This is a genomic window from Micromonospora sp. NBRC 110009 (genome assembly GCF_030518795.1).
GTDB lineage: Bacteria > Actinomycetota > Actinomycetes > Mycobacteriales > Micromonosporaceae > Micromonospora.
Genome location: NZ_CP130427.1, coordinates 273,243 through 285,897, shown reverse-complemented (window position 1 = coordinate 285,897; position 12,655 = coordinate 273,243). Strand labels below are relative to the sequence as shown.

Annotated in this window: 12 protein-coding genes; 5 read left to right on the top strand and 7 right to left on the bottom strand. The window is 71.6% G+C overall.

Annotation, left to right across the window (positions count from 1 at the left end):
• Window positions 1–197: 197 nt before the first annotated feature.
• Genes Q2K19_RS01310 through Q2K19_RS01300 form a run of 3 tightly spaced genes read right to left on the bottom strand, consistent with a single transcriptional unit; the run spans window position 198 to window position 4,931 of the window.
• Window positions 198–1,316 (bottom strand): LacI family DNA-binding transcriptional regulator, encoded by a 1,119-nt coding sequence (locus Q2K19_RS01310; protein WP_302766886.1) that lies wholly within the window; start codon window positions 1,314–1,316, stop codon window positions 198–200.
• Window positions 1,300–3,120 carry an alpha-amylase family protein gene (locus tag Q2K19_RS01305; RefSeq protein WP_302766884.1) on the bottom strand — a complete coding sequence of 607 codons (1,821 nt, stop codon included), beginning with the start codon at window positions 3,118–3,120 and terminating at the stop codon, window positions 1,300–1,302. The genes Q2K19_RS01310 and Q2K19_RS01305 overlap by 17 nt, the downstream gene beginning before the upstream one ends.
• Window positions 3,117–4,931 carry an MBL fold metallo-hydrolase gene (locus Q2K19_RS01300; protein WP_302766883.1) on the bottom strand — a complete coding sequence of 605 codons (1,815 nt, stop codon included), beginning with the start codon at window positions 4,929–4,931 and terminating at the stop codon, window positions 3,117–3,119. The genes Q2K19_RS01305 and Q2K19_RS01300 overlap by 4 nt, the downstream gene beginning before the upstream one ends.
• Window positions 4,932–5,110: 179 nt before the next feature.
• On the opposite strand from Q2K19_RS01300, the gene Q2K19_RS01295 reads away from it, so the two are divergent.
• Window positions 5,111–5,881, top strand: a complete 771-nt coding sequence (locus Q2K19_RS01295) for a DinB family protein (RefSeq protein WP_302766882.1) — start codon at window positions 5,111–5,113, stop codon at window positions 5,879–5,881.
• A gap of 24 nt (window positions 5,882–5,905) precedes the next feature.
• On the opposite strand, the gene Q2K19_RS01290 is transcribed toward Q2K19_RS01295, so the two are convergent.
• The 3 genes from Q2K19_RS01290 to Q2K19_RS01280 all read right to left on the bottom strand — a co-directional run bounded on the left by Q2K19_RS01290 (window position 5,906) and on the right by Q2K19_RS01280 (window position 7,594).
• Window positions 5,906–6,325 (bottom strand): PPOX class F420-dependent oxidoreductase, encoded by a 420-nt coding sequence (locus tag Q2K19_RS01290; protein ID WP_302766881.1) that lies wholly within the window; start codon window positions 6,323–6,325, stop codon window positions 5,906–5,908.
• A gap of 131 nt (window positions 6,326–6,456) precedes the next feature.
• Window positions 6,457–6,957, bottom strand: coding sequence for a hypothetical protein (locus Q2K19_RS01285; protein ID WP_302766879.1), 501 nt, complete (start codon window positions 6,955–6,957; stop codon window positions 6,457–6,459).
• A 154-nt stretch (window positions 6,958–7,111) separates the two neighbouring features.
• The gene (locus Q2K19_RS01280; RefSeq protein ID WP_302766877.1) at window positions 7,112–7,594 is read right to left on the bottom strand and encodes a hypothetical protein; all 483 of its coding nucleotides are present in this window, start codon (window positions 7,592–7,594) and stop codon (window positions 7,112–7,114) included.
• 326 nt (window positions 7,595–7,920) lie between these two features.
• On the opposite strand from Q2K19_RS01280, the gene Q2K19_RS01275 reads away from it, so the two are divergent.
• The 3 genes from Q2K19_RS01275 to Q2K19_RS01265 all read left to right on the top strand — a co-directional run bounded on the left by Q2K19_RS01275 (window position 7,921) and on the right by Q2K19_RS01265 (window position 10,455).
• Complete coding sequence (locus Q2K19_RS01275) at window positions 7,921–8,739, top strand: basic amino acid ABC transporter substrate-binding protein (RefSeq protein WP_302766874.1); 819 nt, start codon at window positions 7,921–7,923, stop codon at window positions 8,737–8,739.
• Window positions 8,740–8,815: 76 nt separating this feature from the next.
• Window positions 8,816–9,610: an amino acid ABC transporter permease gene (locus tag Q2K19_RS01270; protein ID WP_302766873.1), complete on the top strand. Its 795-nt coding sequence runs from the start codon at window positions 8,816–8,818 to the stop codon at window positions 9,608–9,610.
• Between the two features lie 5 nt (window positions 9,611–9,615).
• Window positions 9,616–10,455, top strand: a complete 840-nt coding sequence (locus tag Q2K19_RS01265; protein ID WP_302766872.1) for an amino acid ABC transporter ATP-binding protein — start codon at window positions 9,616–9,618, stop codon at window positions 10,453–10,455.
• A gap of 19 nt (window positions 10,456–10,474) precedes the next feature.
• On the opposite strand, the gene Q2K19_RS01260 is transcribed toward Q2K19_RS01265, so the two are convergent.
• Complete coding sequence (locus Q2K19_RS01260) at window positions 10,475–11,524, bottom strand: zinc-dependent alcohol dehydrogenase family protein (RefSeq protein WP_302766871.1); 1,050 nt, start codon at window positions 11,522–11,524, stop codon at window positions 10,475–10,477.
• Window positions 11,525–11,631: 107 nt separating this feature from the next.
• Between Q2K19_RS01260 and Q2K19_RS01255 the strand changes: the two genes are divergently transcribed.
• The gene (locus Q2K19_RS01255; protein ID WP_302766869.1) at window positions 11,632–12,543 is read left to right on the top strand and encodes an NAD-dependent epimerase/dehydratase family protein; all 912 of its coding nucleotides are present in this window, start codon (window positions 11,632–11,634) and stop codon (window positions 12,541–12,543) included.
• Window positions 12,544–12,655: the final 112 nt, after the last annotated feature.

Sequence of the window (12,655 nt, the reverse complement as noted above, 5' to 3'; positions counted from 1 at the left end):
GGGGCCGTGGGGGCGAGAACCGCAGCCCTGAGCTGCTGGTTCTGGCGCTCCGGCGGTGCTTCTTCCGGTGGACCCAGGTCCGGGACATCGAGTGTGGCATCGTTACCACAGTGACCTGGACCATATTTCCGGCCACAGGGGCTGTCAAGACTTGTTTGCCGTCGTGTTGCCGGCCCGCGACGGGCCCGTTCCCCCGATCAGCCGGCGGCGGAATCGGCCTCTGTGGACCCTGCGCGCGCGAGGGGTCCGGACGGCTGACCCGGCGCCGCCGTGGAGCCGCGGACGACCACCGACGGCTCGATGTATCGGACCGTCGCCTCGCCGGGCTGGGACCCGGCGATCCGGTCCACGACCAGCTGCGCACAGGTGCGCCCGAGTTCGTCGGTGTGCTGGTCCACAGTGGTGATCCCGGGCGACACCATCGACATCCACGGCACGTCGTCGAAGGCCACCAGCGAGAGGTCCTCCGGCACCCGCAGCCCGCGCAGCCGCAGCGCCTGGAACGCCCCCTCGGCCAGCAGGTTGTTCGCGGCGAACAGGGCGGTGACGTCGGGGCGCCGGTCCAGCAGGGCGTTGACGGCGTCGCGCGCCGCATCGGGCTGGAACCGCGTCGGCACCACCAGGCCGGGATCCATCGGAATGCCGGCGGCGCGCAGCGCGGCGCGGTATCCGGCGAGGCGGCCGGCGCCGGAGGTCCAGTCGGTCTCGTCGATGAGCAGCGCGATCGTCGTGTGACCGAGCGCGACGAGGTGACTGGTGATCTCCTGTGCCCCCTGGACGTTGTCGACCAGCACGGCATCCGAGCTCAGGCCGTCCACCAGCCGGTCGGCCTGCACCACCGGAACACCGTCGCTCATCAGCATCCGTACCGCCCGGTCGGAGACCGGCGTGACGATCGCCGCCGACACCCGGAGCGCCAGGAATGTGCGGGCCCCCTCGACCTCGGCGTCCGCCTCGCCGTCGTTGTTGACCACGATCACGTGGTAGCCCGCCGAGCGCAGTCGCTCCTCGATGCCGGCCGCGAGGCTGGCGTAGAAGGGGTTACGGATGTCGGAGATCAGTACGCCCACCGCGCGACTGGTGCGGCTGCGCAACGACCGGGCGATGCTGTCCGGGACGTAGCCGATCTCCTCGGCGGCCGCGAGCACCCGGGCGCGCACCTCCGCCGACACGTAGCCGTTGCCGCTGAGGGCCCGGGATGCGGTGGAGGGCGAGATGCCGGCGGCGCGGGCCAGATCCTGGATCGTGGGGCGGCGCCGGGGCGCGGGAGCCGTCGTGCGCCCCTCGCCGCCGCCACCCTCACGTTTCCGCACCATAAGACTGCAGTCTATGCGGCAACACCAGCCCTTTGGCGCGGCGGTAGGCCGCCCAGGCGGCCGCGATGGCCGACCAGGTCGCCTCGACCACCGGCCCACGCTCCAGATCCATCCGGTCGGCGTAGTACAGCGCCGGCACGCCCAGCGCCGGCGCGGCCGCGGCGTACGCGACGAGATCCTGCTGTCCCGGCAGGCACCAGCCGTCGGTGTCCACCGGCATCTCCGGGCAGGCCGCCCGCACCACCCGCCCCCGGTAGGTCATCTGCTCCACCACCGCCGAACCGTCCACCCCGGGCGGTGGCGTCCGCCCCTCCGGATGGTCGAGGTGCAGCACGTCGTTGAGCCGGACCATGTCGGTGACGTCGAGGAAGCCGGGATCGGGTGTGTGCGTGACGATCAGGGAGTCCGGCTTCACCTGTTTCGCCGCCCGGTAGGCGACCGCCAGCAGTTCGTGCAACAGGTCGAAGCCCCAGGCGGGGCCGGCGTGCCGAAGGGCGGTGCCGGACGGCGTGCGGCCCGTGAAGTCGACCTTCAGCCCGTCCGCGTTCAGCCCGCCCGGCCCCAGCATGTGGGCCACCGCCGCCTCGATGACCGACCGGCCCAGCGGGCTCTCCGGATCGATCGCCAGGGGCCTGCCGTCGGGATCGCGGACGCACGCCTCGTCGGGCGCGCCCTCCGGATCCCACGCCTTCCACCAGAGCAGCACCCGCTGCCCCTCGGCGTGCCGGGCCGCGATGAACCCCGCCAGATCCGGCCACTTTCCGGTGTCGGCCCGGCAGGTGGCGTACTCCGCCTGCCACTTGTCGTCCACGACGACCGTGCCCGGTACGACGTCGTTGGCCGCCAGCGTCGTGAGGAGTTCGTCGTACAGCGCCTGCCGGGACAGGTCCGGAGCGGCGGAACCACCGTCGGCTGCCAGGGCACACTGGGCCCCCCAGCCGCAGAAGATCGGCTGGCGCCAGTGCTCGGCGAGCGGCCGTGGGGTGGCCGGCGGCGTCAGGCCGCGCGCCACCAACTCGTCCCGGTAGCGGCCCAGCCCCTCGTACGGGTCCCGCGCGCCGAACAGCAGCAGCACGGTCGGCGTGGTGAAGGCACCGTCGACCTGGGTGTGTCCCTGGTATTCACAGCGCAGGCTGAACCCGCCCGGCGTGGGGTCGTACCCGAACTCCACGAAGGGGCGCCGTTCGGCCGCCAGCCCGACCATCAGCCACGGCCCGGCCGGCAGCCGCCGATCGTCGTCGGCCGGCTGGCGGGACAAGCCGAAGCAGGTCGGCGCGGGGGTGAACAACCAGCGGCCCACCCCGGGCTCGCCGCCCTCACCATTGACGCTGATCACCGCCGGTTCGACCGCTGGTCGGGCGATCCGCCACGGGTGGTCGGGGTTCGGCGAGAAGACCGTCCGGTGCGCCGCGCCGCTGGGCAGCATGCCCTGCGGGAGGCGGGCGCCGCCGAGCAGGTGCACGGTCGTGACGCGGCCCCGGCCGCGGACGGTCGCGCGGAAGGTGATCGCCTCCGGGTGGAACTCCGTCACCTGGGTGCGATCGGACCAGCGGGAACTGGTGCAGGCGACGGTGACCCGGACGACGCCGTCGTGGGACTCGTGCTCGACCCGCTCCACCCGCACCGTCTCGTCGGGTCCGTCGAGGGCGTGCACGGAGGCGAGCAGGCGCAGCCGTCCCCACGAACCGCCGTCCGCCCCGGTCACGTCCGCCAGCAGCCGCCGGCGATCGATCCGGGCCGTGTACCGCGGGGTGCGGATCTCCAGGTGTCCGCCGGTCTCGTCGACCTCGACCTCCGGTGTCATCGCACGTCCACCAGGGCCTCGGCCTGCTGCCCGAAATCGCGGCCGCCCGCGGTCAGGTTGGCCGCCACGCGGGCCCGCCGCCGCGGCACGCCGGGCGGCGGCTGGACGGTGAACCGTACGCACTTCTCGCCGAGCGCCCCGGCCTTGACCTCGCGGTGCCCGGGCGAAACCCGCCACCCGTGCGGCGCCACCAGGTCCACCCGCAGGGCGCAGGGCCGCCGGAACGGATTGCGCACCTCCACCTCCAGGTGCAGGCTCTCGCCGCCGCTCACCGCCGAGCGGTACGGCATGATCCGGGCGCCGAACCCCTCCGCGCCGAAGTCCACCTCGTCCAGCGGCAGGAGCGCCCGGTGCAGTCGGGCCAGCTCCTCGCCCTTGGCGAGCAGCATCTCCAGATAGGCGTCGTCGACCCGGCGGGGCTCCCAGTGGCCACTGATCATGAGATCGGGGGAGAGTCGCCGGTAGAGCAGGGCCGAGTCGATGAAGTCGTCGATGCGGAACCGGTTGCGGTACTGGAAGTTGGGCGTCTCGGTGCGCTGCCCGGTGGGCGAGCCGCCGTCCTGCTGGTCCCCGGTGGCCACCACCCGGTTGCCGTCGACCTCGAACGCGATCGCCACCGCGTACAGCGTGTGGCCCGGCAGCGGATACATGGTCAGCTCGTACTCGTGCCACTGCACCGGGATGCCGGTGGTGATCACCCGATGCACGGGCAGCGGGTCGTACCAGAGGCACGGCAGGTCGTACCGGAGCGGGTCGCGCAGGATCGGGGCGATCAGGTCCGCCGCCCAGACCTGGGTGCCCTCCACCTCGTGCAACAGCCCGAACCCGGCGACGTGGTCGTCGTGGTAGTGGGTGGGCAGGGCCACCTCGATGCGATCGATCCCGTACCTGCGCTTGAGCGCGTCCAGCGACGCCAGCCACGGCCGGCGCGACGACCGGTCGCTGCCCGAGGGCAGGCCGGTGATCATGTCGAAGCCGTAGTCGATCAGCAGCGCGGCGCCGGAGTCCGAGAGCAGCGCGTAGCTCGTCGCGAAGGACGTGCGGTTGCGCAGCAGGTGCGGGCTGATCTCCTCGTACGGCTGGCGCAGCCACGCGTCCAGGTCCCAGGGCAGGTCGCGCCGGAAGTCCACGAGCGCCTGGAGGTGGTGCCGGGTCTCGGTGATCGCCGACGCCGGCTCGGCGATGGGCCGACCGTGGGACGGCAGCAGCAGGTCGGGCTCCCGGTCGGCGAGCAGGCCGAGCGACAGCACCGACGCGGCGGCCCCTTCCAGTCCGCTGTAACTCCACTGCAATGCCGACACCGACCAGACCTTTCCGGGGCCGTGCAGCAGGTCGCCGGTGAAGGCCATCCGCTTGCCGTCCAGTTCCGCCAGGTAGCTGACCGAGCCCAGGGTGTGTCCCGGCGTGGGCAGCGCGGTGACGGTGATCCCGCCGAACCGGGTGGGCCGGTATTCCGGCACGGTGCCGTGCACCGGTACGTCTTCCAGCAGCGAGAACCGGTCCTGCCGAAGGTCGTAGTTGTTGTCGAGGCCGCGCATCTGCCAGTGCGTGCTGACGTCGGCGAACAGGTCCCGCTCCGTCGACGGCACCCAGATCCGGATTCCGGCGCCGGCCGCCCGCGCCAGGCCCTGCGCCTGGTCCCGGTGATGGTGGGTCATCAGCACGTCCGTGATGCGCTCGACACCGTGGTCGGCCAGGTGGTCGAGGACGGCGCCCGACCCGAAGTCGATGGCGATGGCGTCCGGGCCGCTGACGAGCAGGTAGACGTTGCAGGTGTCGTGGTGCAAGCGCACGCTGTCCGTGAGGCGCATGTGGCAACGATTCCACAGCGGCGATCGTGTGGGAAGTACGCGGAGGGCCAGGGATCGCTCCTCCGGGCGGCCGGATCGCGAAGCGCATCGCCCGCAACGCCTTTTGCCGGCGCGCCGGATGGCGTCACTGCCCGGCGGGCGTTCCGCGGAGTGTCGGCGCGTGGGGTTAGCGTGCTCGCATGGCTGAATTCATCGGCGCCGATCTGCGCGGCGCCCGATTCGAGCGGGTCGACCTCCGCGGTGCGCAGTTCCGCGCCGTCGACCTCGCCGGTGCCCGGCTTCGCGACGTCGATCTGGCCGGGGTGGTGATGCGCGGCGTCGAACTGGCCGACGTCGACATCCACGGCGAGATCCAGAACCTGACCATCAACGGCGTCGACATCGGTCCCCTGGTCACCGCTGAGCTGGACCGGCGGTATCCGGACCGGGTCAAGATGCGCCCGACCGACCCGGCCGGCTTCCGCGAGGCGTGGGACATCCTCGAGCGGCTCTGGGACGAGACCCTCGATCGAGCCGGCCGGCTGCCGGCCGAGCTGCTGCACGAGTCGGTCGACGGGGAGTGGTCGTTCATCGAGACGCTGCGGCACCTGGCGTTCGCCACCGACTCCTGGATCAGGCGGGTGATCCTCGGCGACCCGGCACCGTGGCACCCCTTGGACCTGCCGTGGGACGAGATGCCGGACACCCCGGGCATACCGCGCGACCGCGCCGCACGGCCCCCGCTCGACGCGGTGCTCGAACTGCGCCGCGACCGGATGTCCACCGTGCGCCACGTCATCGAGGGTCTGACCCAGGAGTCGCTGAAGAGCCACACCGAGCCGGTCGAGGCTGCCGGCTGGCCCGCGCCCCGCAGCTACCCGGTACGTGACTGCCTGTTGATCATCCTCAACGAGGAATGGGAGCACCGGTGCTACGCCGAGCGGGACCTGGCCGCCCTGGCAGCGTCGTAGCCGCGGCGCGCGCCGGGGGACGCGTCAGCCGATCTGGTTGTTCTCCTTGAGCGCGCCCCAACCGTGCCAGCGGTCGATCTCGATCCACGCGCTGACGCGACGCCGCTCCCGCCGCGGATAGGGCCGCCCGGTGTATTGCTGGGAAAGCCGGTCGATGTCCGCCAGGCCCTCGTCGTCGCGCAGCTCGACGACGCGCCCGATGATGGTGACGTGGGTGTACCACTGCTGCTCGTCCAGCACCGTCAGCGTGACCCGGGGGTCGTTGCGGAGATGGCTCAGCCGCCGGCGGCCCTCGTCCATGTTGACCAGAATCCGGCCGTCGTCCCACAGGTACCAGGTGGCCGCGGACACCGGCTGACCATCCGGTCGGAGCGTGGCGATGACGGCGGGGTTCGGCTTCTGCAGCATGACGACCGCAGGTTCGGGAAGCGGCGGCTTCGACATGGCTCTCCTCTCGATGACGGCGCTGTCTCCGCAATCTACGCGCGTCCCGGTTCCGATCCGGTCCGTACCGGCGGGCCGGGCCCGCCTGCCGATCGTCCAGAGTGGGCCGCCGGGCGCTCCGTCTGCTCGTCCTACCGCCAGTCGCCGGCAGTGAGATGGGGCGACATGTAGCGGATCCTCGGGCCGGCGGCCTCGCGGTAGTCCAGAATGATGTCCGCCTCGCCACGTGCCGCGGAAGGCGCCTCGGCCCGCTTCTGTCGGTCGAGCTCGCCGGCCCGCGCGACGGGGAGGCCAGCTGTCACGGTGATGTTCACCCGATGCACCGCACGGTCGGACTCGGCAGCCAGGCCGCTCGTGATCACGACAACGGCGGGACCGGTCTGGTGGCGATCCGCCGGCACGCCGACATCGTCCTCCCGTTCCGGATCGACCGGCAGGCAGCGGCAGGCCCGTCCACGTGCGTGCAGCGCCTGTGCCAGGTGGTCGACAACGTCGAGGTGGGAGGTGGGACACACGACGGCCACCCGCAGGCCGCGACCGACCGACGCTGCGACGATCGCGTCCGCGACGGTCGCCAGCGCTGCCCGCTCCCGCGCTGCGGCGGAAAGATCAGACATGAGCGTGCCCTTCACCCAGGCGTGACTTCACTGGGTACAGGCGCGAGGTGACGGGCCGCCTGTTACATCGTCCCCGTCGCTGTTCCTCGCCCCGGCCCTCCGGCGTCCCGGCGGCCGCGAACCCGGCTCGTCCATCAGCGCCGGGTAGGGCGCGTCGACGCCGCGTGGCTCAGGTCCCGGGCACCAGTCGGACGACGCTCGCCCCGCCAGCCGTGCCGCCGTCGCCGATCACGGAAGTGGCGAGGTGGTAGTAGCCCGGGCGGGCGTCGGAACCGATGGCGATGGTGCTGACGGGTCGTTCGCCGGGCGCGCCGGACGGTCGAACCGGTGCGGCGGCGAAGGTGACCAGCCCCGGGACGGTCCGGGTATCGGTCGTCGCGATCTTGAGCTCGTCCACGGTCGCGAACGGGCCGGTCAGGAGCGCGGTCAGCTCGACCCGCGGCGGGGTCGCCGGGCCCGGCTCGTCCGGGGCCTCGACACTCCAGTGCAGGGTCACGGTCTGCCCCGGCCGGTACAGCCGGTCGACCTCACTGGCCGCGCAGCAGGTGTACGTCACCGGCCCGGCCGCCACCGGCCCGCTGGGCTCGGGGCCGCAGGCGGCCAGGAACGGCACGACGACGCAGGCGAGCAGCCGGACGAGAGACGCCTTCACGTGCCGGATGGTAGGTCCAGCGGGCAATCCCGGTGGCCACACCGAGCAGCAGGTTCCGCGCGGCGCGGCGGTGACTCCTCGCGATCATGGCCACTGCCGCTGCCGGGAGTGTGCGGTTTCGCACCGGCCTCGTCTCCTGGTAGCGCCGCACTGCGTCCGGTTAGCTCCCGAGTGCCGCATTTACGGAGCGTGACGGTTACAGCTTCGCTTCAACGCCCCGCGGTGATCTTTGTGCGGCTCGGCACATCGGGTAGCGTCCCCTGTCGCATCGTTCTTTGCGCCAACCTGGGGGCCCGTCGTGGCGGGGCCGATCGGAGGACACTGCCGTGACTTTCCATAGCGCAGTCCGCAAGGCCGGACTCATCGTGGCGATCGCCGCCCTCGCGGCGAGCGCGGGGTGCGCCAAGAAGGAGGAGGGCGAGGTCCAGGCGAGCGGCGTCAAGCTCATCGAGAAGGGCAAGCTGACCGTCTGCACCCACCTGCCGTACGCCCCGTTCCAGTCCAAGGACGCCGGCGGCAAGGTGATCGGCTTCGACGTCGACGTCATGGACCTGGTCGCCAAGGACCTGGGCGTCGAGCAGAAGATCATCGACACCCCGTTCGAGGGCATCAAGTCCGGCCAGGACCTCAACACGGGCAAGTGCGACGCCGCGGCGGCCGGCATGACGATCACCGAAGAGCGCCAGAAGGTGATGAACTTCTCCGACCCCTACTTCGACGCGACCCAGGCCATGCTCGTCAAGACCGGCAAGACGTACAAGTCGCTCGACGACCTCCGGGGCAAGAAGGTCGGCGTCCAGGCCGCGACCACCGGCCGCGACTACGCCAAGAAGTTCGAGCAGGAGAAGGGCCTCCAGCTCGTCGAGTTCGAGGACCTCGCGGCCGAGCAGCAGGCGCTGTCCAACGGCCAGATCGAGGCCGCCATCAACGACCTGCCGGTCTGGACCGAGTACATCAAGGAGCACCAGGGCGGCTTCGAGGTGACGGCCGAGTTCGACACCGGCGAGCAGTACGGCTTCTCGGTGAAGAAGGACGGCAACCCGGAACTGCTCAAGAAGATCAACGAGGTGCTGGCCAAGGCCAAGCAGGACGGCACGTACGACACGATCTACGAGAAGTGGATCGGCAAGAAGCCGAGCGCCTGATTTCTGGCCGGAGGGCGCGCCCGTGCGGCGCGCCCTCCGCGTCGGCCACCCCCGCACAGTCAAGGAGCGTCGAACCGTGAAGCTGCGACGCCGCCAGCGAGAGCGGCTGTCCCTCTGGCTCCAGTACCTGGCCTTCGTCGCCGTCATCGCCGTGGTGATCTTCGCCGCGGACTGGGGCAGGCTGAGGGAAGCGTTCTTCCGCGTCGACATCATCGAGTCGATGTTCCCGACGGTCATCACCGTCGCGCTGCGCAACACCATCCTCTACACGCTGGGCGCCTTCGCCTTCGGCCTGGTGTTCGGCACCGTCCTCGCGCTGATGCGGCTGTCCCGGGTGGCGCCGTACCGCTGGGTGGCGACGGCGTACATCGAGCTGTTCCGGGGGCTGCCCGCGCTGCTGGTGCTCTTCCTCGTCGGGTACGGCATCCCCATCGCCTTCCCCGAGCGGGAGATCCCGGGCGGGGTGTTCGGGTCGATCGCCATCGGTCTCGGGCTGACCGCCTCGGCGTACATGGCCGAGACGATCCGGGCCGGCATCCAGGCCGTGCCGAAGGGGCAGATGGAGGCGGCCCGCACCCTCGGCATGTCGCACTTCACGGCGATGCGCACCATCGTCATCCCGCAGGCCTTCCGGATCGTGATCCCGCCGCTGACGAACGAGCTCATCCTGCTCACGAAGGACTCGTCGCTCGCCTACGTGCTCGGCGTGACCGCGCAGACCATCGAGGTCACCAAGTTCGGTCGGGACACCCTGAACGACCGGGTGAACGCCACCCCGCTCCTGGTGGCCGGCCTCACCTACCTGATCATCACCCTGCCCCTGTCCCAGGTGGTACGACGCCTCGAACTCCGCTACGCCAAGGCTCGGTGACCCACATGACGACTCCCCAATCCCGGCCCGCCGTCGAGATCCGCGACCTGCACAAGTCCTTCGGGCCGCTGGAAGTGCTCAAGGGCATCGACTTCGAGGTCGGCCACGGCGAGGTGGTCTGCGTCATCGGTCCCTCCGGGTCCGGCAAGTCGACCCTGTTGCGGTGCGTCAACCTGCTGGAGGAGCCGACCGCCGGCAAGATCTGGGTGAACGGGACCGAGATGACCGACCCGGACGTCGAGATCAACTCGGTACGCCGCGGCATCGGCATGGTCTTCCAGTCGTTCAACCTCTTCCCGCACCTGACGGTGCTGGACAACCTCACCGTCGCCCAGCGCAAGGTGCTCCGGCGCGGCCGCGCCGAGGCCGAGCGGATCGCGCGGGACAACCTGGCGCGGGTCGGCCTGACCGACAAGGCCGGCGCGTTCCCGGCGCAGCTGTCCGGCGGGCAGCAGCAGCGGGTCGCGATCGCCCGATCGCTGTCGATGGACCCCAAGCTGATGCTCTTCGACGAGCCGACCTCCGCGCTCGACCCGGAACTGGTCGGCGACGTCCTCACCGTCATGCGCAACCTGGCCGAGGACGGCATGACCATGATGGTGGTGACCCACGAGATGGCGTTCGCCCGGGACGTCGCCGACCGGGTCGTCTTCATGGACGGCGGCGTCGTGGTGGAGCAGGGGCCGCCGCAGGAGGTGCTCGGCGCGCCCCGGCACGAGCGAACCCGCTCGTTCCTCTCCCGGGTCCTCGACCCGACCCATGTCGCGCAGCTCGGTCAGCCCGACCAGTCCGCCGAGCCGACCGTGCCGCCCGGCCTGCCGGCCGACGACCGCCACCAGCTCTGACAGTTGCTCCGCGGGCCATTCACCGCGGGCGGATGAGGCACATCCCGCCGGCGCCGGGCCGGTCCATCGTGGCCAACGCGGAGGGCGCCTCGGCGAGGCCGATGGTGCGGGTGATCAGCTCGGCGGGGCGCAGCACCCCGGCGGTGACCAGCCGCAGCAGTTCCGGATACGCGTGCGCCGCCATGCCGTGGCTGCCGCGCAGCTCCAACTCGAACGCGATCACCAGTTCCATCGGCAGGGTCGGGCGGCCCTGGGCGGGCGGGAGGAGGCCGACCTGCACGTGCCGTCCCCGCCGCCGCAGGCTCTCGATCGACGCGGTGCAGGTGGCGTGACTGCCCAACGCGTCGAGGGACAGGTGGGCGCCCCCGCCGGTCGCCTCTCGAACGGCCGCGGCCACCGCGCCGGGCCCGGTGAGGGCGCTGCCGTCCAGGCAGACGGTCGCCCCGTAGCGCTTCGCGAGCTCCAGCGCGCCGGGGGCGACGTCGACCGCCACCACCTGCGCGCCGCACGCTGCCGCGATCATCACGGCCGACAGGCCCACTCCGCCGCAGCCGTGCACCGCCACCCACTCGCCCGCGGCCACCCGCCCCTGGCTGACCACGGCCCGGAACGCCGTGGCGAAGCGGCAGCCGAGCGCCGCCGCGGCCGGGTAGTCCAGCTCGTCGGGGAGCCGGACCAGGTTGACCTCGGCGTGGTGCACCGCCACGTACTCGGCGTAGGAGCCCCAGTGGGTGAAGCCCGGCTGCGTCTGCCGCTCGCAGACCTGCTGGTCGCCCGCCAGGCAGGCCGGGCACTGCCCGCACGCGCAGACGAAGGGCGCGGTGACCCGGTCCCCGGGCCGCCAGCCGTGTACGCCGGCGCCGACCGCCGTGACGACGCCCGCGAACTCGTGCCCGGGGACGTGCGGCGGGCGGATGTCCGGATCGTGTCCCTGCCAACCGTGCCAGTCACTGCGGCACAATCCGGTCGCCTCCACGCGGATGACCGCACCCCCGGGCGGCGGCACGGGGTCCGGGACGTCGCGGACCTCGGGTGGGGCACCGAACTCGTCGAAGATCACGGCACGCATGCGCCGCATCCTCACATGCCCGGGTCCGGCCGGGGCGACCACCCCGGACCCCCGCCGCTCGGGCACCCCTTGATGCGGGACGGTAGACCGCAGGACAGGATGTGCCCATGACCGATCCTGTTCACCAAACCGCACTTCCGCGGCGCGTCGTGGTCACCGGGGCCGCCGGAAAGCTCGGACGTGCCGTGGTCGCGCACCTGCGCGGCGTGGGCGTCGACGTGCTGGCCGTGGACCGCGCCGGCGGGCGTGATCCGCGCGATGTCGACGGCGAGTTCCTCGTGGTCGACCTCACCGACTACGGGCAGGTGGTGGAGGCCTTCACCGGCGGCGCCGACGAGCACGGCGGCACGGTCGACGCGGTCGTACACCTGGCGGCCGTCCCGGCGCCCGGGCTGCTGCCCAACGCGACCACCTTCGCGAACAACGCCGCGGCGACGTACCACACCTTCGCCGCCGCCCGGGCGGCCGGAATCAAACGGGTGGTGTGGGCGTCGAGCGAGACCGTGCTCGGGCTGCCGTTCGACACCCCGCCGCCGTACGCGCCGGTCGACGAGGAGTATCCGCCGCGCCCGGAGTCGACCTACTCGCTGAACAAGGCGCTGGAGGAGGAGATGGCGCGCCACTTCTGCCGGTGGGACCCCGAGTTGGTCATGGTGGGCCTGCGGTTCTCGAACGTCATGGACGTCGAGGACTACAAGGGGTTTCCCTCCTTCGACGCCGACCCGCGGCTGCGCCGCTGGAACCTGTGGGGCTACATCGACGCCCGCGACGGCGCCCAGGCGGTCGAGCGGGCCCTCGCCCATGACCGGCCCGGCGCGGACGTCTTCATCATCGCCAACGCCGACACCGTGATGAGCCGGTCCAGTGCCAGCCTCCTGGCCGAGGTCTACCCCGGTGTCGAGGTCCGCAAGGAACTGGGCGAGCACGAGACCCTGCTCAGCATCGACAAGGCGCGACGGGTGCTTGGCTATGAGCCTCGGCACTCCTGGCGCGACCACGTGGGCGGCACGGGTCGCTGACCCCCCTTAGCCGTCCTGGCCGGCCGATGCTCGCGCTGCGCGCCGGTGAGAGCGGTGTGCATACTTTGCGCGGTGATTTCATGCCGGCCGGAAACTCCGGACGGCGGTTTCG

Bases quoted from the DNA above. Each gene is read 5' to 3' on its own strand.
- Q2K19_RS01310 (WP_302766886.1), bottom strand. From the start codon at position 1,316: ATGGTGCGGAAACGTGAGGGTGGCGGCGGCGAGGGGCGCACGACGGCT.
- Q2K19_RS01305 (WP_302766884.1), bottom strand. From the start codon at position 3,120: ATGACACCGGAGGTCGAGGTCGACGAGACCGGCGGACACCTGGAGATC.
- Q2K19_RS01300 (WP_302766883.1), bottom strand. From the start codon at position 4,931: ATGCGCCTCACGGACAGCGTGCGCTTGCACCACGACACCTGCAACGTC.
- Q2K19_RS01295 (WP_302766882.1), top strand. From the start codon at position 5,111: ATGGCTGAATTCATCGGCGCCGATCTGCGCGGCGCCCGATTCGAGCGG.
- Q2K19_RS01290 (WP_302766881.1), bottom strand. From the start codon at position 6,325: ATGTCGAAGCCGCCGCTTCCCGAACCTGCGGTCGTCATGCTGCAGAAG.
- Q2K19_RS01265 (WP_302766872.1), top strand. From the start codon at position 9,616: ATGACGACTCCCCAATCCCGGCCCGCCGTCGAGATCCGCGACCTGCAC.
- Q2K19_RS01260 (WP_302766871.1), bottom strand. From the start codon at position 11,524: ATGCGTGCCGTGATCTTCGACGAGTTCGGTGCCCCACCCGAGGTCCGC.
- Q2K19_RS01255 (WP_302766869.1), top strand. From the start codon at position 11,632: ATGACCGATCCTGTTCACCAAACCGCACTTCCGCGGCGCGTCGTGGTC.